Raw genomic sequence first — 19480 nt, forward strand, 5'->3', positions numbered from 1 at the left:
AATACTTACTTTTAAACTTGTTTTTGTGCAAATGAATCCGGCTGCTTTTTACCGGCGGGCAATCCTGCCTCTTTTTTTCCTTTTTATGGGTCAATCCCTGTTAGTGGCTCAAACTGCCCAAACCCAATTTGTTCGGGGACGGGTGTTGGATGACGTATCCCGGTTCCCGATCGGGGATGCCACGATTGCTGTTTTGGGTACCAATCAATCAACGGCCCTGTCTGATAAAGACGGGTATTTTAAACTGAGTGTACCCCTGGGCCGCTATAGTTTTGTAATTACGCATACCGGTTATGAGTCCCGCACTGCTCCGGAGGTGCTGGTAACTGCAGGGAAGGAGGAACAGCTGACGATACTGCTGACCGAAAAAAACACCGTTTTGGATGAAGTGGTGGTACAAACGCGGGGCAGGCGTACCCTGAATAATGAAATGGTTGCGGTTAGCGGTACAGTGTTTAACCCTGCCGATACCCGGCGTTTTGCCGGTTCTATTGGTGACCCGGCCCGTATGATCAGCGCCATGGCAGGTGTGGCGAACGCTTCAGACGGTCGCAATGATATTGTGGTGCGGGGAAATGCTCCCCTGGGACTTTTATGGCAGGTGGAAGGCGTTAATATAGCCAATCCCAATCATTACGGATCGCTGGTAAGCACCGGCGGACCCGTAAGTATTTTAAACGCCAACAACCTGGCAAAATCAGATTTTATTGCCGGCGCTTTTCCTGCCCAGTATGGAAATGCCCTGGGCGGTGTATTTGACCTGCGGCTCCGCAACGGCAATTCCGAAAAAACAGAAGTGGTGGGGGAGATCGGATTTGCCGGTTTTGAAGCCGGCATCGAAGGTCCTTTTTCCCGGAAGAGCAAGGCCTCCTACCTGGTCAACTACCGGTACTCCACTGTGGGGCTGTTGCAGGCCATCGGTTTTAATGTGGGTACAGGTTCTTCCATACCAGAATACCAGGATCTGAGTTTTAAGATCCACATCCCGTTATCGGCAAAAAATACCCTCGCCATCTGGGGAATGGGTGGCCCCAGTAAAATTGATTTCCTGGGCAATGAAGCAGACACTGCAAATAACAAAAATCTTTACGGAGCGGAAAACACCAATATCTTTTCCCGGTTCTTTACCGGTATTGCCGGCATCAACCTGGAAACTAATTTTAACCGGAAAACATTTGGAAAACTAAGCATTGGTATCAACCGGTCTGCGGAAAAAGGGTTGGCAGATTCGCTCAGTGAACAAACCCGTGAAGCATTCCGCACGGGTGAAAGCCGGTTCAACACTTCCCGGTATGAGATCGCGTACACCCTGGCTCATAAATTCAGTGCTAAAAGCAATATTCTATCGGGGGTTACCGCAACGGTCTTTCAATACGAGCTGTTTGATAAACGGATCTATGGCAATTATGAAACCGAAACCATCCAGATCGATGAACATACGAATACCGCTTTATTACAGGCCTTCAGCCAGCTAAAGCACCGGTTTACAGAACGGCTTACATTGGCCGCCGGGCTGCATTACCAGCAGCTAACACTGAATAATACCCGGGCTGTGGAGCCCCGCGCATCTCTGCAATACGACCTTCCGGGTCAGCAAACGGTCAGCGCTGCATATGGAGATCATGCGCAGATGCAAAGCCCGGTTGTTTATTTTAAGCGATCCTATATAAATAACCAGCCGGTATATGCCAACCGGCAGCTGGGCTTTACACGCAGCCGCCAGTGGGTGCTGAGCTATGCAAACCGGCTGGCTCCTTCCCTGCAGTTGAAAGTGGAGACTTATTATCAAAAACTATCGCATGCGCCGGTAACCCGTTACCCTTCCGGCTTTTCCATGCTGAATGAGGGCGGCGGTTTTGGACTGATTTTAAAAGACAGTCTGATCAACAAAGGCACCGGGGCGAATTACGGTCTGGACCTTACCATCGAAAAATCCTTTAACCGCGATTATTATTTTTTAATCACCGGAAGCCTGTTCCAATCGAAGTATAAGGGCAGCGATGGGGTTGAACGGAACACAACCTTTAACAATCATTACATCGCTAATGTCCTTACCGGGAAGGATTTCCGATTGGAAGGTGATCAGCATATTTTTTCCGTAAGTCTCCGCATGACGGTAATGGGCGGACGGTATGCCTCACCGGTAGATGCAAGCGCCTCCGCATTGGGCAGGGGTACCACCTATGATGAGGATGGCAATCCTTATTCCATAAAGCAGCCGCCCTATTTCCGGACGGATCTTAAATTCGGCGGACGCCGGAATTTTAAACGGTCTACCCTGGAAGGCGGCGTGGATCTGCGCAATCTTACCAATCAACAGAATCTTTTTGTACAACTATACGACCGGAAAACACAAAAAGTAGTGAACCAGTACCAGCCGGGAATCCTGGTAGTGCCCTATTTCCGGTTTACGTTTTAATCTTCTTCTATCTTATAAATAAATCAACCGAAAATGAAAAAAAGTATCCTCGTGCTGGCCTGCTTTATCCTTGCCGGCACCGTATCCATCCTTTCCTGCAGAAAGCACAAAACCGAAAAATCTGCTTTTGATAAGATTTATGAGCGGGTGAATGATCCGCAAAACCATTATTTCTGGGAGCAGTTCCACAATGGGAATATTGAAAATGTAAAAACCGTTATTCAGCAGCTGGAGCAGCAATACCAGGAAGATTCCACCAACCTGATCGCCACTGCCCACCTGGGATTTGCCCGGTTTTGGCTGTTGTCTGAAGGATTGCGGGGCGGCATCGCACCGGAAGAGATCCCGGCACAGGTGGCAGATGCCCGTAGGTATTTTGCAAAAGCGTACCAGATGAACCCCAATGATAAACGCCTGCTGGGTTTCCTGGCCGATGCGGAGATGGCGCATGCCGGCATGATTCAATCGCAGGAACTGCAGCAGCAGGGCTATACCAGGGGTTTGGAATCCATCAATGCCTGGCCGGAGTTTAATAAATTTACGATCGGGATCTCTTTTGCCGGTGCGCCCGTGCAGTCACCCCTTTTCCAGCAGGCGCTGGAATGGCAATGGACTACCCTGGAAGATTGTTATACGGCTGCTGTGGACCGTTCCAATCCGGCCATCCAGGCGTTTATCAGCAAGGATCTTTCCGGTCATAACCTGGGCAGGAAGCGGGCCTGCTACAATAGCTGGATCGCTCCGCACAATATAGAAGGCTATTTCTTAAACATGGGTGATATGATCGTACGGACCGGCGATGCGGCAACGGCTAAAAAAATATATGCACTGGCAAAGGCATCGCCCAATTATGAGAGCTGGGCGTTTAAGGGCGTGCTGGAAAAAAGGATCGAGAATGCGGAGCGGAACACCACCGTATTTTTGGATAATGGTCAGCAGGGGATCGATAATGTAATTATTGCCAGTTCCGGTTACAATTGTTCCAGCTGTCATAAAATGACCACCGCTGACCAGGAGCATTTTAAAAACTACAATTGGGTTAACTATTTTAAAACAAGGGATATTTATTCGGTGAACGGGTTAAAACCCTGATGAGTAGCGGCTGGCTGCTACGTTGCCGCGGATGCGCAGATTTTTGACACTGTCTGATGGTGCTGATCTGCGCATTGGCGGCATTCCTTTGCCGGATCGGCCTGGCTTAAAAGATGTTCATACCTGTCCCCTGCAGTGGTCATGAAAACCGGGAGGCCGCTCATGATATATAATCGATAAATTGTAGTTTGCAGCCATTACATCGGTTATTTGTAAAAGCGGCTTTCAGTATGAAATGGTGGATCGGTTTATTTATGGGTATGATCCTGTACTCCTGCAAAACGGGCAGGATGACCTTTCATCCCCAAAAGAAATTCAGCCCGCAGCAGTTACAATCTGATTACCGGCTCTTTCGCAATATCCTGGAAGAGCGGCATCCTTCTTTATACTGGTATACAACCAAACCGGCCATGGACCGTGCGTTTGAAGACGGCGCGCTTCAGCTGAAGGATAGCCTTACAGAACCGGAATTTCGCAAGGTGCTGACAAAAGTGGCGGCACAGATCCGTTGCGGACATACTTCCGTACGCGCTTCAAAAAAATATACGAAATACCTGGATACACTAAAAAGGAAGAACGTATTCCCGTTATATATAAAAACCTGGAATGATACCGTTGTAGTGGCTTATAATATTTTTAAAAACGACAGCAGCCTGGTAAGAGGTGCGCTGATCGATTCCATCGGAGGCCTGCCGGTGAAAACGGTGCTGGACAGCCTGCGCAGCTACCTACCTGCAGATGGCGGCAACCGTATAGCGCAGGACCAGCGCCTGAGCACGGGTACCTATTTCGGAGCCCTGTATACCTGGGTTTATGGATGGCCAAAGGATCTGAGCCTGTATTTCCGCGACAGTACCGGCGTGCCGGGCAAACGCCTGATCAGACCCTACAAGCCTCCCGTAGATACCAGTCATAAACATGGTGCTGTGTCAAAACGGAAACAACGGGAACCACGCGGGAAGCGGCTGCAGGAAGAACGCTCGCTGGTAATTGACAGCAGCGGTCGTTTTGCCATAATGGAATTGAACAGCTTCTCCGAAAAGCTCAAGCTGCGATCATTTTTCCGGCGTTCTTTCCGGAAACTGCACCGGCAAAAAATAGAAAACCTGGTAGTGGACCTGCGAAGCAATGGCGGCGGCAGGATCAGTAATTCCAACCTGTTTATGAAATACCTCAGCAACCGGCCGTTCAAACTGGCGGATTCGTTGTATGCCCGCACCCGGAGATCTGCCTACAGCAAATACATCCGCAACGATCAGGCATTGAAATGGTTTATGCGTTTTGCCACGCATAAAAGGGCCGATGGTCAATTTCATTTCACCTGGTATGAAAACCACTATTTCCGGCCGCGGAAAAAAAATCATTACGAAGGCTCGGTTTACCTGTTGAGCGGCGGAAATTCTTTTTCGGCCACATCGTTGGTGATGGGCGGGTTAAGGGAACAGCAAAATATAATGGTGCTGGGTGAACCTACCGGCGGAGGCGCCTATGGCAACAGCGCGCTGCTGATCCCCGATGTAACATTGCCGGTTACCAAAATACGTTTCCGGCTGCCCCTGTTCCGGCTGGTTACGGACAGGCGTATTCCAAAAGACGGGCAAGGCGTACAACCGGAGATCTTTGTGCTGCCCACTATTAAGGATATCCGCCAGGGGCGGGATTATAAAATGGAGCGGGTAAAAGACCTGATAAAAGCCAGAGATAAGGACTAAAATTACGGGGCGTTGAGTAGATCACGGATCTTTTCCTGCAATATCTTTTCTGTCTCCGGATTCCAACCTGTTTGCGCATAGGCTACATTCCCGGTTTTATCAAGAATGTAAAAATAGGGTGAGCCCGGGGCATTAAATCTCATTTTGATTGCCTGTCCGTTAAAAATTATGGGATAATGAAGATTGTACTTTCGTGCATATGTTTGCAGACTTTTCCTCCCATCACTATAAATCCCAAAAATAACAAAACGGTCCGGCGCGAATGTGTCAGAGATATGATTGATCATCCGGATGGAAGCCTGAGCTGCCGGGCAATCGATACCAGATAGATACAGTAATACTACTTTTCCCAAACCATTTTCTGATGAAACGGAATCACCTTCCACCGTAATGCGTTTCCAGGCTGGCGTTGGCGTACCAGCGCTTAAAAGCGCTTTCGGCAGATAAGGTATAAAGCCCGGTAAGCCCGCAAAGGTTGGAATGGGATTCTTGGAAAGCTTGTTGATCCGGATATTGGTATAGACGGATTTCTCATAAAAGTCGATAAATGTAAACTCCGTCCCGCCCGGCTTTCCCGCCCGGCCACTACCGGTGTACAGTTGCATTAAGGGCAAGTAGCTTTTTTTATCAATGACAATGGTTTGGTTGGTGAAGTTTCGCCGGCCATCGATGATCGAGTCGAAGCTGTTTACAAGAACTGCATAGTAGGTTTTATGGTGAATGACGGTGTCTTTTTTTTGTGATACGCAGCCGGGATTGTTTATAAGAACTCTTTTTAAAGTGTGTATCAACGCGCCAATATCGGAACCTCCCCCTGAATACCCGCCGGTTACCTGCTTGTAGGTATAAGTACTGTCTTCAAGATTGAAATAATATAAAGCCGAATCCGTTACGACTACTCTGTTTTTATAAAGGTTGGTGCGGGTCGTTACATCTGCATTCTTTATCGCGCCTTGCTCGTCAAAGAAAAAAGCATAGGAACTATTAAGCAGGGTAGTATCTGTATTAAATGGACTTTTTGATGCTCTTATTTCTTCAAATTGCAGATTTTTAGCGTCAGCAAATTTTGACAACATAACTTTTAGAATCTCGATCCCGTTCCTTGAGCCGTTTTGCCCGTGTACATTTTCAGTACAAAACAGAAACAAAGGAAGCAGAAGGTAAAGGCTGCGTTGCTTCATTTATTAAAGATAGATCGTGCCGCACTTCAGCATAATAGTGTCGGTATGGTTTAACAAAGGTTTAAAATGCGCCTTCTATTTTATACACCCAGGCATAAGGGCTGGGATTGTTGGCCGGTGTAACCTGTGGTGCACGAAGGGTAATGCCATCAGTTGTTGCCCGGAAGCTAACCGTTCCCGGCAGCCCCAGCAATTGCACTTTTGCCGCTTTTTTGATGCCGTTAATGGTAAACGTATCGCGCCAAGCAGTGGCAATGGCATAAAGGGTATTCCCTTTTCGTGTAAAACGGATGGTAGAGTCGCTTTGCCTGGGCGCTGTTATCCAGGCGGTGGTGCCATAAATCGCATCACCATTTACTTTCAGCCAATCGCCCATATCTTTTAACCGCTGCTGCATGATCACGGGGATGGTACCATCCGCTGCCGGCCCGATATTGAGCAGCAGGTTACCCCCGCGCGAAACAATATCAATGAGCATATGTACCAGGCTCTTACTGCTTTGGTACTGCTCCAGGTTTTCATTGCGGTTATAACCAAAGGATTCACCGATGCCCCGGCATTCTTCCCAGGGTTTGGCAAAACTTGCGGTTCCATGTCCGTACTCTGTGGTGTTAAAACTACCGTATTTTCTTCCGCTGCTTCCCCAGCGGTCGTTGATCACCACTGTGTTTTTTACCGGTGATTCATTATATAGCCAGGCAATAAACTCCCGGCTGCGCCAGGTGGTGTCCGACTGATCCCATTCCCCGTCGGGCCATACAATATCCGGCTGGTAACGGGTTACAAGGTCCTTCATCTGTGGCAGCATATGTTGATCTACATACTTTTTTACATCGCTTTTATAAAGGGGATTGTACCACTCGTACAGGGAATAATAAAAACCCATATGCAAACCGGCATCCTTTACGGCTTTGGACAAATCACCCGCCAGGTCGCGGTGCGGGCCCACATCCACCGCATTCCAGTTCCAGGATTCCCGGCTGGGCCAAAGCGCAAACCCATCATGGTGCTTGCTGGTCAGTACTACGTATTTTGCCCCGGCACCCTTAAAGATCTGTGCCCATTTCGCAGGATCAAACAGTTCGGCCTTAAATAGAGGCGCAAAATCGGGGTATTTGAAATTAGGGCCGTATACCCGGTTTTGAAAGTCTACAAATTCCTTATGGATTTTCAGCTTATCATTGATCAGCCGCTGCCAGTACCATTCGGCATAGTTACTCCCAAAGCCGTCTGCATTGGAATTGGTGGCCCAGGCCGGAACGCTATACAATCCCCAATGGATAAAGATGCCAAATTTGGCATTGGTATACCATTCGGGCGTAGGACGTGTTTCCAACGATTCCCAGGTGGGCTGGTATGGCTGGCTGCTGACCGTAAAAGCAATCAGTAGCGCGGCGGGCAAAGCTAATTTTGAAAGGATCCTTTTCATACCGGCAAGTTAGGGAACCGTTCTTAAATGTGGGAATTTGAAAATTTGAAGATGTGGAAATGTGGGAATGGGTTATAATGAAGAATCAATGGTGAATCGTCAATAAATCATCGGGTATTAAACGTTGACAGTTTGCAGTAATCAGCTTTCAGTAATCAGTTTTCGGCGTTCAGTCTGTTACGTCTGCGATCGCTGATTTGTCTGCTCCCATCGGGTATCGAACGGATCAAACGTGAAACCTGGAACAACTATATGCTAAAACGCTAACGGGTATCGCCGGCAGGCATCTGTATAAATGGCTTTATAGGTATGGTACCGGGCCATTGTAAACAGGATGGCAAGGGTGCAAAATGCAGCCATTACCAGGTTGAACCAGGGCGTATGGTTGATGTCGATCCGGAGCCCGTTCACCGCCAGGTTAAAATACAGGTTGGGCACCTGGAAGAGACCTACAAAAACAGTAAAACTACCGGTATGTTTTAAGGACAACAGTTTTTGAGCCGGGCGTTTAAAACGGCGATGCACATAAAGAATCGCTGCAATGCTGAAGAAGAATAAAAAGATACAATACGCACTGTAGATGGCCGTGGCATTCTTTATTTTAAAAAGATAAACCGGAGTGGTCAGTAACAGGAACGCCAGCAGGGAAAGGGCTATCTTCGGAAATGTAAAATATTCCCGGAACAGCCGGAACTCTTTCTGGCGGCAGGCCTTGCGTGCAGCTTCTTCCCGCTGCCGGATCACATTTGAGAAGCCGGAAATACCAAAGGCACTGTAAACGCGATGCAGCGCTTTGTCAAAGTCCGTTGTTGGATCGGCTGCCATATCCGTCTCAATGCTTTCCGCAAGGTGATCCACCATTTCCTGCCGGAGGTCGTAGTAATGCACCCCCTTTTTTTGACAGAACAGATCCAATGTTTTTATTTGTTCATTTGTAAGCATATTCAGAAAGTTTTTTTCATAAACGCCAGGGGATATTCTTTAATAGCTTTTGTATACAGGTTTTTACGGGCTTCAAAACTGCTGAGCTCAAAGATCAGTCCAGCAACGCCCAATGTTAAAAAGAACGGAGCACTCAGCGGAACTTCATCGATCTTTGTATTGAATACAAAAAGCACGATGCGGTATGCAAAAAAAAGTGAGGTTAGCATAAGCGGACGCCAGTTAAGTCCATATAAACTGATCAGAGGTTGAATGGGTTTAAACCGGCGCCGGAAATACCGCGCCTGCAGTAAATTCATCAGCACCGGCACCAGAAATACACATAATGAATAAATAACCCGGCTATCGGCAGCTGGTATAAAAAATGTGGGAATAAAGGCGATTACCAGGATCGCTATGCTTAAAACGATCCGGGGCCATTCAAAATAATGGCGGATATGTTTCCAGTATTCTTTTTTATGTGCCTGGGTAAGGATTGCGCGCCGTTCTTCCACCAGGTCAGCAAAGCCGCCCTTGCCAAACGACTGATAAACGGCCGTTAAAGCGGCATCGAAGGAAAGCCCTGGATTTTCTGCTATTTTATTTTCAATACTTTCGGCCAGGTGATCTACCAGTTCCAGCCGCAGGTCGTAGTACTGTATCCCTTTTTGTTCGCAGAATTGATCCAATGTTTTTATATATTCAGCGGTAAGCATATTCAGGACGTTTTTTTCATAAATGCCTGGGGATATTCTCTTTTTGCTTTTGCATACATTTTTAATACTGCATAATACCGGGCAATGAATATTAAGGAGTACGAGATTGTTACAAAAGTGAGAAAGATCGCGGCGAAAATTTTAAAATCCCCGGGTATATCTTTCTTCAGGATCGTATAGCCGTTTATCAGTAGTAAAAGAAGAAGTCCGATATTGCGGTTTAGCGATTTTCTTTTTACGCCCTTTAACAGGAGCAGCGGCTTGCTGGTTCGGTCTGGTTGAAAAAGTATTCCAGATATGGTGAGTACACAAATAAACGCCATCAGCAAATAATAGATCCGGTGTATCTGCAGCACCTCTTTTTCACTGGCGTAAAAAAAGGGCAGAAAAAGACAGTAAGCAATTAAAAGGGTAAGGATAATTTTAGGAGGTGTAAAAAAAGACCAGAAGTAGTTGCGGTGACAACGGGTATAGGCGTCCTCTATACTTTCCTCCTTTGCTTTTACAATGGAGCGAAAGCCGTTCTCTCCAAAGCGCTCAAAACCTGCATCCACCAATACAGGAAAATCAACAGGGGTATCGCTTTCCATCATTGCTTCCAGTTCTGTAGCCAGGTGATCTACGATTTCCATCCGGAGATCATAATAGCGAACGCCTTTCTTTTGGCAGAACTGATCCAGGTATTGGATTTGTTCATTTGTCAGCATCTTAAGCCAGTTTTGGATTAAAGATCAGCTGCAGGGTATTTTTAAAGGCTTCCAGTTCGATCATGGACCTGGCCTGCTCTTTTTTGCCCGATGCCGTCAGCGAATAATATTTGCGCACCCGGTTTCCCAGGTTTTCCATTTCTACTTCCAGGATGCCTTCTGCTTCCAGCCGGTGCAGCAGCGGATACAGGGCGCCTTCGGTGATCTTTAGCTCACCGGCTGTAAGCTCCTTTACTTTCTGGGTGATCTCGTATCCGTACATGCGCCCGTTTTCCTTCAACAGCTTTAACAGGATGGGTTCCAGGCAACCTTTATATAAATTGGTTTTGTTCACCGTGATTGATTTCTTCTATAAAGATACATAAGAAATCAATACATAAGTATTTTAGGTATTTGTTTTTCTAATGGGAACAAACTAAGAAATCCGAAACGCATCTGCATCCTTCCAGAACGGAAATTTTTGGCGTATGGCTTCCAGGGCGGTCTTATGCAACGAAAGGGTGTGTATCGCTTCTTCATCGGCCTTGTGGTACAGGATTTCACCCAAAGGATCGATGACCATACTGTCTCCGCTGTAATCGATACCATTACCATCTACGCCCACACGGTTTACTCCCACTATAAAACATTGATTTTCGATGGCCCTGGCCTGCAACAGGGTCTTCCAGGCGAGGCTCCGCCGCTGCGGCCAGTTGGCCACATTGATGAGCAGATCGTACTCCGGCTGCGCCGGAAGTTCGGGTGAAGCTGCTGCGGGGTTTTGCCGGGCCCAAACCGGGAACCGGAGGTCGTAACAAACCTGCAGGTTGATCTTCCAGCCGTTTACGGAGGCGATCAGCCGTTTATTGCCCGCCGTATAGTGTTGATCTTCTCCCGCAAAGGCAAACCGGTGCCGTTTATCGTACAGGCCATACTGACCATTGGGCAGCATCCAGATCAGCCGGTTAAAATAATCCGTTCCTTCCCGGATGATGAGGCTGCCGGTTAATATGATCCGGTGTATGGCCGCCATTTCCCGCATCCATTGTACCGTAGGGCCATCCATGGTTTCTGCCAGAAGCTCCGGCTGCATAGAAAACCCGGTAGAAAACATTTCCGGCAGCACCACCAGTTGCGTTTTCTCTTTAATGGACGCGATCTTTTGCTGCAACATCGCCCGGTTGGCTGCTTTATCTTCCCAATGAAGCCGGGTTTGTATCAGGGTAATTGTTAGAGACATACCAGCACTAAAGTTCGGTTATTTTGAAGAAAGGTGGGCTTCTTCCTCTTCTTTTTCGAGCTGACGGCTGGTTTTGCGACTGCCGTCGTGGCTGTAACCGGGAGGACCAAACAAGTAGCCCATGCGCTGTTTCCAGGTAAGTCCGCTCTGCGTAATATCTTTAAATACCTGTATCCATTCATGAAAAATGATGGTAAAAGGATTGGGGTTTACCAGGTTGCTGGTAAGCCCGTATTGAATAGGGGCGTATTCTTTTTCAGAAAGTTCTTCCTGGAAGGTGCCGAATAGTTTATCCCAGATGATCAGGAACATGCCCATGTTTTTATCGAGGTACTTGGGATTGGAACTGTGATGCACCCTATGGTGCGAGGGCGTTACGAGGATCTTTTCCAGCCAGCCCAGTTTTCCCACCAGTTCTGTATGTACCAGGGTGCCCCATATTTGCGTGGCGGAGTACATAAACAGGATATCTAACGGACGGAAGCCGATCCACACCAGCGGAATAAAAAAGATAAACCGGTAAAGGGGCTCAAAAACCGATGACCGGAATCCTACGGTGAAGTTGAACTTTTGAGAGCTGTGATGTGTAACATGTACGGCCCATAAAAAACGGGTGGTATGGTCCAGGCGATGTAGCCAGTAATACACAAAATCTTCCAGCACCAGTAACAGTAACCAATAGATCACGGGATTGCTGATGGGTTGAACCGCGCTATGGTTGGCCACCTGGATGAGCACCCAGAGGTAAGAAAGTTTAAACGCAAAGTCAACTGATCCGTTGGCAAGGGTGAGGTAAACATTGGTAAGCGTATCCTTTAGGGTATAGGTCTTTTTATGAAAATGAAAATTAGACAGCAGGATCTCCGCTCCGATAATAATGATATAAAAAGGAGTAGAAAATAATAGCAGTAATTGTTCGTGGTAACTAAAGCCGTGCATGATGTGATCGTTATTGTATGGTATGAAGCAGCGGATGGAACAACTCCGGCTCATATCCTCTCTGGATGAGGAAAACGGACGTTTTTTTCATTTTTACAAAACGGTTGCGCTCCCCTTTAAGACTGTTCCACTTTTGCTGCAATAATTCGGTCATGGTTTGTTCGTAAGCTTCTTCATCAATTTCCTTCATCCCTGCTTTTATGCAGTATGGGCTAACCTGTTTTTGCTGCAAGGTCGTTTTTATTTTATTCCGGCCCCATTTTTTTTGCCGGAAATGTCCGCCGGCAAAGGCTTTTGCAAAGCGCTCCTCGTTTAAATAATTTTCTTCAATCAGGGCGGCAATGATGGCATCGTGTTCCTTTTTCCACACACCCAGCTCAAATAATTTATTTACCACATCCTGGTGACAGCGTTCGCTGTACGCACAATAGTGTTGTAGTTTTTTGAGTGCCTGAGCCTCTGTTAATGCTTGAGAAGATGTCATATCAATTGTGGATGCACTAAATTTATAAATCCCAGGGATTCTGCAGTTTCAGCCCGGTAATATTTTTAAAATCAGAAACATTCCGGGTGAGTAATATAAGGTTAAATTGGAGTGCAGTGGCTGATATTACTGCATCAGGCAATTTGATCCGGATGTTTTTTTTAATATCAATTGTTTTTGAGGCAACCTGCAGATTGAGCGGAAGGATCATGGCTATAGAAACAAAATCGCGTAACAGTTTTTCTTCTTTTTTATTGGGAATTTCAAAACCTAAAACTTCGATCTGGGTAATTACAGAAATAATAGGCTGTTCTATGGTAAAGAATAGTTCCCGTGCTGGAGCGGGTAGTTTGCCATTGCAGAAATCAATGATACAATTGGAGTCAATTAAATATTTCTGTCCCATTCATTTCTGCTCTTTATAATGTGAGCATGTAATTTTTCGGTGGTATCGTCAGAAAGGATGCCCCAAAAATCCTTCATTGTTTTTGAAGGTGCCAGCTTTAATTCCTGGTTTACCTCGTCAAGAGGCATATAGGTAATTTCAATCTCCTTCCCCAGGTATTCTTTTGGAATATCCAATTTGATCTGTCGTTTCTCGGCTCTGACTATAGTGCGGATCATTTTTATTACATTTTAAGAATAAACGTTCCTTACTTCAATGAATTCAGCAGATCAAAGATACTAAATTTTTTAGAACGCATTTTCGCGCTACTTTCATGGCTATTCTTCTAACCGCGCCGTACAGCCAAATTCGTTTTTCAGATAATCATCGTAATGATCTGCCTGCTCAAAAAGATTCCGGAATTCTTCCACACCCGATTCCCGCGTCATATCCAGGTCGTACAGCAACCGGCTCAATACAATATTGTTCTTATTGCAGCTAAGCACCAGGCCGTGCGATTTATTATTTTCCTGCAGGAGGTACTGATATAAGGGTTTTATTTTGGCGGCCTCCATGGGCATCTGGCAGAGATAGGCATCGCCGGCAATAAAGTAATTATCCGGGTTATAGCTGATATTGATCTTGGCCGAACCCTGTTTTACGCTCCATTGATTCGATCCGTCGCGGGCCAGCCGCACGTCCTTTCCCAGGTCTTTTAAAATATCCTCGATCAGTTTGGCCACCCCCATCAGTTCTGCTTCTTTTTCCGGCATCTGCAGCAGTTTTACCTCTGATCCGCAATTGGGGCAGTATTTATTATTGTCGATATTTTCCGCGGTTACCAGCGAATCGCAACTGGAACAGCGGGCTGCTTCCTGCCCTTTATGGGGCAGGTAAAGGTCGATGGCTTCTTTCAGATAGCTGGCCGGCAATGCAAACCCCAGGTTATCGCCGCCTTTTATAATAAAGGAGTTCACGCCGATCACTTCCCCTGCATAATCCACCAGGGGACCTCCGCTGTTGCCCGGGTTAATGGCCGCATCGATCTGGATGTATTTAAGCCCCTCCCGGATGCGGTCTACCTTGGAAATAACACCCTGTGTGGCCGAGTAACTCAGGTTATAAGGGTGACCGATGGCAATCACATTATCCCCATCTTTCATAAGATCATAGTTCCCTATATGCACTTCCGGCAGGTCTACACCCGAAGGCGGCTGTAAAAAAGCCAGGTCATGTTTGAGATCCGTATACAACACCCGCGAAAGCTGTTTTTCAAAAAGCTTTCCCTGTATGGTTACCTCTGGGTTATTGTTTACCACATGATTATTGGTGATAATCAGATCTGCGGTTTTAAGATAAAACCCTGTTCCGGTGCCGGTTTGTGTGGCGATCTGGATAATGGCCTGCTGATATTTATTAATAATTTCCTGCGTGTTCATAAATGCTCCGTTAATGAATGTGGCTATGCCGGTATGTCCATATTCAGCTTTTCGATCTGCGTGGTAAAGCTGTAGTTAAACGCCAGCAGACCGGAGAAGCTCAGTCCTTCGGTTCTGAAGTTCATATGGGGATATCGTTCTTTCCATTGTGCTTCAACGGCGCGGATATACCGGATGATGGCATCTTCTTTAAAACGTCCCGAGGCGGTGTCGTAGAAGTCTTCTGTATAACCCAGCGTTTTAAAAAAGGAGGGATAGTTCACCTGCATAAATAAACGCATCAGCAGGGTAATGGGCCGGGGAAGGCTATAGGAATACTGGCAATAGGATAGCCCATATTCCATTAGCTTATTGGCAAAGTACTCATATCCGTTATCCCGGTACCAGAGCATGTTTTCGTTTGCCTCGTGTATGGCATCTGCCATCACCTTATGTACCTGCGGGGTTACGATGGAGAAGGTATATTTTGACCGGAACAGGTTTTTGAAGATCTCTTCTTTGGGTTTGGCTTTCAGCTCCCGGAAGGCTTCGATCATATCCCGGTTTTTATCTACAATGGACCGCTCATCTTTTTTAAAATAGATGGCCCCCACTTTTTCCAGCAGGTTCAGCAGCTGCCCTTCGGGGGTAATGAGAAAGTCGATCCGGTATACCAGGCTCAGCAGCAGGTAGGAAATACCTCCCGAAAACTTATCTGCGTCTACCCCCGCGATCTTTTCCAGTATTTCATCGATCCAGCTGATCAGGAAATCGTATTTCACCTGCTTTTCTTTTTCGGAAAGCGGACTGATATGGTCCTGATCCACTGCAGCCAGGTGTGCGAAGTCTTCAATCAGCAGGTCGTCCTGTTTATCGGATTTGGTGGCCAGCTCTTTCAGGCCATAGTATAATTTATTGGGATTGGCCGTGCTCAGGTCCGTATCAAAACGCATGCACAGCTCATTGTTGTTTAAGGCAAAACGGCTGTAATACAGGCCAAAATTCATTTCCAGCAGCCGGCGCATAACCGGTACGGAAGGTTCCTGCATCAGGGCCAGTTTTACATCGGCCGACAGGCGGTTATCGCGGATCTCGCCCCGGATGATCTTGGAGCCCTGGAACAGTTCAAATGTTGCGGTATCGCCGTTGCGGGTATAACGTACGTTTTGTACCGCATCATCCTTCAGGTAATCAAAAAAGGCATCTACGGATGCGGCATAGTCTTTTTCTTTAAACAGGTTGTCAGCATCTTTCCAGCGGCGTACCTTTCCGGACATCTTATTATTATCCGAATACCGGCCGAACTCGATGGAAGGATTGCCCTGCGCGGAGGGTTCTTCTTTCCCCCTGACCCAATTTAAAAACTTATTCAACATAGGCCTTTTTTTAAGTCGGGGAAGTTACTAAACCTTATCAAACTACCTAAAAAATTTTACCGGGGGCAAAATCAGCGTTTTTCCTCCTATATTTACCGAAAAATGGGCCAGATTTTTCGAAACTTTATCTAATAAAATAGTAGTTTCGCTACCTCCATTTTGCCCTGACAGGGAACAGAAACGTAAAAATTAATAAAATAACAGATGAAATTTATTGCATCGTCATCGGCTTTACTGAAACAACTTCAAAATATTTCAGGGGTAATTAATGCGAACAATGTATTGCCCATTTTGGAGGATTTCTTGTTTGATATTGATAAAAACCGTCTGACTATTGTGGCCACTGACCTCGAAACAGTAATGAAAACGGAGATGCAGATTGAGGCAAAAGACAGCGGCCGCGTTTGTATTCCCGCAAAGATCCTGATCGACTCTTTAAAAAACATCCCGGAGCAACCGCTCACCTTTAATATTGACAAAAATTACAGCGTTGAAATTACCAGCGATAACGGAAAGTACAAGGTAATGGGTGAAAACCCGGACAATTTCCCCAAAGATCCTACTGCAGATGATGCTTCCAGCTTTACAATGACCTCGTCTGCCCTGGTAACCGCAATTAATAAAACCCTGTTTGCCACCAGCACCGATGACCTGCGCCCGGCAATGACCGGTGTTTATTTTGAGCTGGATAAAAAAGGAATCCAGTTTGTAGCAACAGATGCGCACCGGCTGGTGCGGTATAAACGGACCGATGTAAGTTCACCCAATACCGATACGTTTATTGTGCCGCGCAAACCGCTGAACCTGTTAAAATCGGCCCTGCCGGATAACAGCGACGAAATCACGATCAATTACAATACCAACCATTTCTTTGTAATACATGGCACTACACAAATGAGTTGCCGGTTGATCGATGCCCGTTTCCCCGATTATAAAGTGGTGATCCCTTCAGAAAATCCGTACCGGTTAACGGTAAACAGAACGGAGTTCCTGGGTGCCCTGCGCCGGGTAAGCGTATTCAGTAATAAAAGCACCTACCAGGTAGCCCTGAACATCAGCGGCAGCGAACTGCAGCTGGCGGCACAGGATGTGGATTTCAGCTTTGAAGGAAATGAGCGCATGAAATGCCAGTATAATGGCGAAGACCTGGTGATTGCCTTCAACGCCAAATTCCTGATCGAAATGCTCAATGCAACCGACAGTGACGAGGTATACATGGAATTGAGCACGCCTACAAAAGCGGGGCTCATCAAGCCGGTAGACCAGGAAGAGAACGAAGAACAATTGATGCTGGTGATGCCGTTGATGCTGAACCAATAGTAAAAAATGATATTTTTAAATCTGCCTGTTTGGGCGGTTGAGCCTGACTAATTTCTGCCTTTGGCGAGTGGTCAGGCTCATTTTATTAGAGCCTTCTGTAATGATTTATACCAAAGTTTGTATCATCGGCGCCGGACCCGGAGGTGCTACGGCCGCTCTTCAGCTAAATAAAGAGGGCATCGACTGCATCGTAGTTGATAAAGCGGTTTTTCCGCGCGATAAAGTTTGCGGCGACGGGCTGAGCGGCAAAGTGCTTACCTGTTTAAAAAAGATTGATCCCCTTGTGGCCGAACGGTTGAAACAAGCCGGGTTTAAGCTCAACAGCTGGGGCGTTAGCTTTATTGCGCCCAACCGCCGGGTGCTGGAGGTTGGATACCGGCCCGATTTTGATGCCGGTAACAATCAGCATAAGGAAGTACCGATCGGCTATGTTTGCAAGCGGATGGATTTTGATCATTTCCTGGTGGAAGAACTCAAGCGTTGTGCACACGTAACGCTTTATGAAGGTATAGCCATTACGGAATACACATTGGAAGCGGACGGCTACTACGTGAGTGACGGGAACGGATTTGTGATAAAAGCAGATCTGCTGATTATTGCAAACGGGGCGCATTCCGCTTTTACAAAAAAAGTGGCCGGTATTCAGATGGAGCCGGCGCATTATGTAGCCGGTCTGCGGGCCTATTATAAAAATGTGGAAGGGATGCACCGGGAGCACTTTATTGAACTGCATTTCTTAAAAAGCCTGTTGCCGGGTTATTTCTGGATCTTTCCCCTGCCCAACGGGCAGGCCAATGTTGGGGTGGGCATGCTTAGTGAAACCGTTAGCCGCAAAAAGATCAATCTTAAAAAAGAGCTGCTCCGTATTGTAGAACAGGACCCTGTGTTTAAAGAGCGGTTCAAAAATGCACAGCTGGAAGGGCCGATCGAAGGTTACGGCCTGCCGTTGGGGAGCAAGAAAAGAGTGCTTACGGGGGAGCGGTATATGCTGGTGGGAGATGCCGCCTTTCTTATTGATCCCTTTACCGGGGAAGGTATCGGCAATGCCATGGGCTCGGGCCGGCTGGCTGCATTGCAGGCGGTAAAAGCCATTCAGACCGGTGATTTTTCTGCGGCTGGTCTTGCCGGCTATGATAAGGACATCGAACGCGTACTGGGCTCCGAATTGCGGCTGAGCACCCGCATTCAGAAGCTGGTCCATTATCCCCGGCTGTTTAACCTGCTCATTAACATCAGTGCCCGCAATAAAAAGGTGCAGGAGCTGCTGTCCTGTATGTTTTATGAAGTGGATCTGCGAAAAAAACTAACAAAGCCTTCGTTTTATATCGGGTTGTTGCTCAATAAATAAAAACGGCGCTAATTTTGCATTATAGTGTTTACTTAAAATGGATCCTATGCTTCAAAAAATGTTTCGGACGGTTTTGTTGTTGACAACAATCGTAGCGCTGTCCTGTAATTCCAGCAAAAACCTCAACAGCCAGGTGCATAAAAGAGATGCAGACGGACGGGATGTAAAGATCAAATACCCGCAGCAACAAACGGCAACACCACAGAACATCAATATGTCGTACGATTTTGAGCAGCTGTTTACGGCGGCGCAAAACAAACAGATCGATAGCCTGGTGCGGGTTTTTGAAAAAAGCAACCTGATCTCCATTAAAGTAGTAACGCTGCCTGCAGATAACATCACATCCGGTTCGCTTGAGAACAATAATAAAAACCTGCTGAAGGAATGGGAGGGTGTACACGGCAATACCGACAAAGCCCTGGTGGTTTCCATCAGCAAAGGATTAAATAAAGCGGCAATTGATTATGGACCGTTTGTTGGCAAATTATTATCCCGTTCGGAGGCAGATCAAATCATCCGCAATCAGCTGTTGCCCGGGCTCCAAAGCGGTAATGTTTTTGGTAGCACCTGGAAAGGCCTCAATGATCTGATGGATACCATCCGCAGGAATATTAAGTAGGACGATTGCCTGGCGCCGGAAAAAAAATTCTTCCTTTATTTAATTGTTCAGAAAAAGACTTGATCTCCCGCTGATCGGCGGGAGATTCCTTTTGCGTTTATCTGCGATAGCATCAGCGCTAATCAGCGGGGAAATGTTATCCGACTTCAATAGGATAAGACAGTAAGGTGCTGTGCGCAGATGGACTTTGTAACC

The 19480-nt window shown here is 46.8% G+C and carries 19 protein-coding genes; 6 read left to right on the forward strand and 13 right to left on the reverse strand.

Annotated features, from left to right (window positions below; genetic code table 11):
* The first annotated feature begins 31 nt into the window (after positions 1-31).
* From Q1V85_RS18780 to Q1V85_RS18790, 3 genes are all read left to right on the forward strand, one after another.
* On the forward strand, positions 32-2419 hold the full coding sequence (locus Q1V85_RS18780; protein ID WP_300602132.1) for a TonB-dependent receptor: 2388 nt from the start codon (positions 32-34) through the stop codon (positions 2417-2419).
* Positions 2420-2452: 33 nt separating this feature from the next.
* Positions 2453-3511 carry a hypothetical protein gene (locus Q1V85_RS18785; RefSeq protein WP_300602101.1) on the forward strand — a complete coding sequence of 353 codons (1059 nt, stop codon included), beginning with the start codon at positions 2453-2455 and terminating at the stop codon, positions 3509-3511.
* Between the two features lie 230 nt (positions 3512-3741).
* Entirely contained in the window at positions 3742-5223 is a 1482-nt protein-coding gene (locus Q1V85_RS18790; RefSeq protein ID WP_300602102.1) for a S41 family peptidase, read from the forward strand.
* 2 nt (positions 5224-5225) lie between these two features.
* Here Q1V85_RS18790 and Q1V85_RS18795 read toward each other — a convergent pair whose 3' ends face one another.
* The 13 genes from Q1V85_RS18795 to Q1V85_RS18855 form a co-directional block, all read right to left on the reverse strand.
* Complete coding sequence (locus Q1V85_RS18795; protein ID WP_300602103.1) at positions 5226-6299, reverse strand: TlpA disulfide reductase family protein; 1074 nt, start codon at positions 6297-6299, stop codon at positions 5226-5228.
* Between the two features lie 166 nt (positions 6300-6465).
* Positions 6466-7833: an alpha-L-fucosidase gene (locus Q1V85_RS18800; RefSeq protein WP_300602104.1), complete on the reverse strand. Its 1368-nt coding sequence runs from the start codon at positions 7831-7833 to the stop codon at positions 6466-6468.
* A gap of 255 nt (positions 7834-8088) precedes the next feature.
* Complete coding sequence (locus Q1V85_RS18805) at positions 8089-8775, reverse strand: hypothetical protein (RefSeq protein ID WP_300602105.1); 687 nt, start codon at positions 8773-8775, stop codon at positions 8089-8091.
* 2 nt (positions 8776-8777) lie between these two features.
* Entirely contained in the window at positions 8778-9470 is a 693-nt protein-coding gene (locus Q1V85_RS18810) for a hypothetical protein (protein WP_300602106.1), read from the reverse strand.
* A gap of 2 nt (positions 9471-9472) precedes the next feature.
* Complete coding sequence (locus Q1V85_RS18815) at positions 9473-10177, reverse strand: hypothetical protein (RefSeq protein ID WP_300602107.1); 705 nt, start codon at positions 10175-10177, stop codon at positions 9473-9475.
* A gap of 1 nt (position 10178) precedes the next feature.
* A complete protein-coding gene (locus tag Q1V85_RS18820) occupies positions 10179-10511 on the reverse strand; it encodes a helix-turn-helix transcriptional regulator (RefSeq protein WP_300602108.1) in 333 nt (110 codons plus the stop codon).
* Positions 10512-10592: 81 nt separating this feature from the next.
* On the reverse strand, positions 10593-11396 hold the full coding sequence (locus Q1V85_RS18825; RefSeq protein WP_300602109.1) for an amidohydrolase: 804 nt from the start codon (positions 11394-11396) through the stop codon (positions 10593-10595).
* 18 nt (positions 11397-11414) lie between these two features.
* A complete protein-coding gene (locus Q1V85_RS18830) occupies positions 11415-12335 on the reverse strand; it encodes a sterol desaturase family protein (protein ID WP_300602110.1) in 921 nt (306 codons plus the stop codon).
* A 10-nt stretch (positions 12336-12345) separates the two neighbouring features.
* Positions 12346-12819 carry a regulatory protein RecX gene (locus tag Q1V85_RS18835; RefSeq protein WP_300602111.1) on the reverse strand — a complete coding sequence of 158 codons (474 nt, stop codon included), beginning with the start codon at positions 12817-12819 and terminating at the stop codon, positions 12346-12348.
* A gap of 22 nt (positions 12820-12841) precedes the next feature.
* On the reverse strand, positions 12842-13225 hold the full coding sequence (locus Q1V85_RS18840; protein WP_300602112.1) for a type II toxin-antitoxin system VapC family toxin: 384 nt from the start codon (positions 13223-13225) through the stop codon (positions 12842-12844).
* Positions 13207-13443 (reverse strand): hypothetical protein, encoded by a 237-nt coding sequence (locus Q1V85_RS18845; protein ID WP_300602113.1) that lies wholly within the window; start codon positions 13441-13443, stop codon positions 13207-13209. The genes Q1V85_RS18840 and Q1V85_RS18845 overlap by 19 nt, the downstream gene beginning before the upstream one ends.
* Positions 13444-13542: 99 nt before the next feature.
* A complete protein-coding gene (locus Q1V85_RS18850; RefSeq protein ID WP_300602114.1) occupies positions 13543-14643 on the reverse strand; it encodes a trypsin-like peptidase domain-containing protein in 1101 nt (366 codons plus the stop codon).
* 23 nt (positions 14644-14666) lie between these two features.
* On the reverse strand, positions 14667-15998 hold the full coding sequence (locus tag Q1V85_RS18855) for a hypothetical protein (RefSeq protein ID WP_300602115.1): 1332 nt from the start codon (positions 15996-15998) through the stop codon (positions 14667-14669).
* A 204-nt stretch (positions 15999-16202) separates the two neighbouring features.
* Here Q1V85_RS18855 and dnaN point away from each other — a divergent pair, with 204 nt between their 5' ends.
* From dnaN to Q1V85_RS18870, 3 genes are all read left to right on the forward strand, one after another.
* Positions 16203-17318, forward strand: a complete 1116-nt coding sequence (gene dnaN / locus Q1V85_RS18860; protein ID WP_300602116.1) for a DNA polymerase III subunit beta — start codon at positions 16203-16205, stop codon at positions 17316-17318.
* Between the two features lie 100 nt (positions 17319-17418).
* Entirely contained in the window at positions 17419-18666 is a 1248-nt protein-coding gene (locus Q1V85_RS18865) for an NAD(P)/FAD-dependent oxidoreductase (RefSeq protein ID WP_300602117.1), read from the forward strand.
* 58 nt (positions 18667-18724) lie between these two features.
* A complete protein-coding gene (locus tag Q1V85_RS18870) occupies positions 18725-19285 on the forward strand; it encodes a YgcG family protein (protein WP_300602118.1) in 561 nt (186 codons plus the stop codon).
* Positions 19286-19480 lie beyond the last annotated feature (195 nt).

The organism is Niabella sp. (assembly GCF_030150205.1).
Lineage (GTDB): Bacteria > Bacteroidota > Bacteroidia > Chitinophagales > Chitinophagaceae > Niabella.

What these genes read in the sequence shown, in the direction of transcription:
- Q1V85_RS18815 (WP_300602107.1), bottom strand. Translation starts at nt 10,177, where the DNA reads ATGCTGACAAATGAACAAATCCAATACCTGGATCAGTTCTGCCAAAAG.
- Q1V85_RS18845 (WP_300602113.1), bottom strand. Translation starts at nt 13,443, where the DNA reads ATGATCCGCACTATAGTCAGAGCCGAGAAACGACAGATCAAATTGGAT.
- Q1V85_RS18790 (WP_300602102.1), top strand. Translation starts at nt 3,742, where the DNA reads ATGAAATGGTGGATCGGTTTATTTATGGGTATGATCCTGTACTCCTGC.
- Q1V85_RS18810 (WP_300602106.1), bottom strand. Translation starts at nt 9,470, where the DNA reads ATGCTTACCGCTGAATATATAAAAACATTGGATCAATTCTGCGAACAA.
- Q1V85_RS18785 (WP_300602101.1), top strand. Translation starts at nt 2,453, where the DNA reads ATGAAAAAAAGTATCCTCGTGCTGGCCTGCTTTATCCTTGCCGGCACC.
- Q1V85_RS18850 (WP_300602114.1), bottom strand. Translation starts at nt 14,643, where the DNA reads ATGAACACGCAGGAAATTATTAATAAATATCAGCAGGCCATTATCCAG.
- dnaN (WP_300602116.1), top strand. Translation starts at nt 16,203, where the DNA reads ATGAAATTTATTGCATCGTCATCGGCTTTACTGAAACAACTTCAAAAT.
- Q1V85_RS18780 (WP_300602132.1), top strand. Translation starts at nt 32, where the DNA reads ATGAATCCGGCTGCTTTTTACCGGCGGGCAATCCTGCCTCTTTTTTTC.
- Q1V85_RS18870 (WP_300602118.1), top strand. Translation starts at nt 18,725, where the DNA reads ATGTTTCGGACGGTTTTGTTGTTGACAACAATCGTAGCGCTGTCCTGT.
- Q1V85_RS18800 (WP_300602104.1), bottom strand. Translation starts at nt 7,833, where the DNA reads ATGAAAAGGATCCTTTCAAAATTAGCTTTGCCCGCCGCGCTACTGATT.
- Q1V85_RS18865 (WP_300602117.1), top strand. Translation starts at nt 17,419, where the DNA reads ATGATTTATACCAAAGTTTGTATCATCGGCGCCGGACCCGGAGGTGCT.
- Q1V85_RS18830 (WP_300602110.1), bottom strand. Translation starts at nt 12,335, where the DNA reads ATGCACGGCTTTAGTTACCACGAACAATTACTGCTATTATTTTCTACT.
- Q1V85_RS18805 (WP_300602105.1), bottom strand. Translation starts at nt 8,775, where the DNA reads ATGCTTACAAATGAACAAATAAAAACATTGGATCTGTTCTGTCAAAAA.
- Q1V85_RS18855 (WP_300602115.1), bottom strand. Translation starts at nt 15,998, where the DNA reads ATGTTGAATAAGTTTTTAAATTGGGTCAGGGGGAAAGAAGAACCCTCC.
- Q1V85_RS18795 (WP_300602103.1), bottom strand. Translation starts at nt 6,299, where the DNA reads ATGTTGTCAAAATTTGCTGACGCTAAAAATCTGCAATTTGAAGAAATA.
- Q1V85_RS18825 (WP_300602109.1), bottom strand. Translation starts at nt 11,396, where the DNA reads ATGTCTCTAACAATTACCCTGATACAAACCCGGCTTCATTGGGAAGAT.
- Q1V85_RS18840 (WP_300602112.1), bottom strand. Translation starts at nt 13,225, where the DNA reads ATGGGACAGAAATATTTAATTGACTCCAATTGTATCATTGATTTCTGC.
- Q1V85_RS18835 (WP_300602111.1), bottom strand. Translation starts at nt 12,819, where the DNA reads ATGACATCTTCTCAAGCATTAACAGAGGCTCAGGCACTCAAAAAACTA.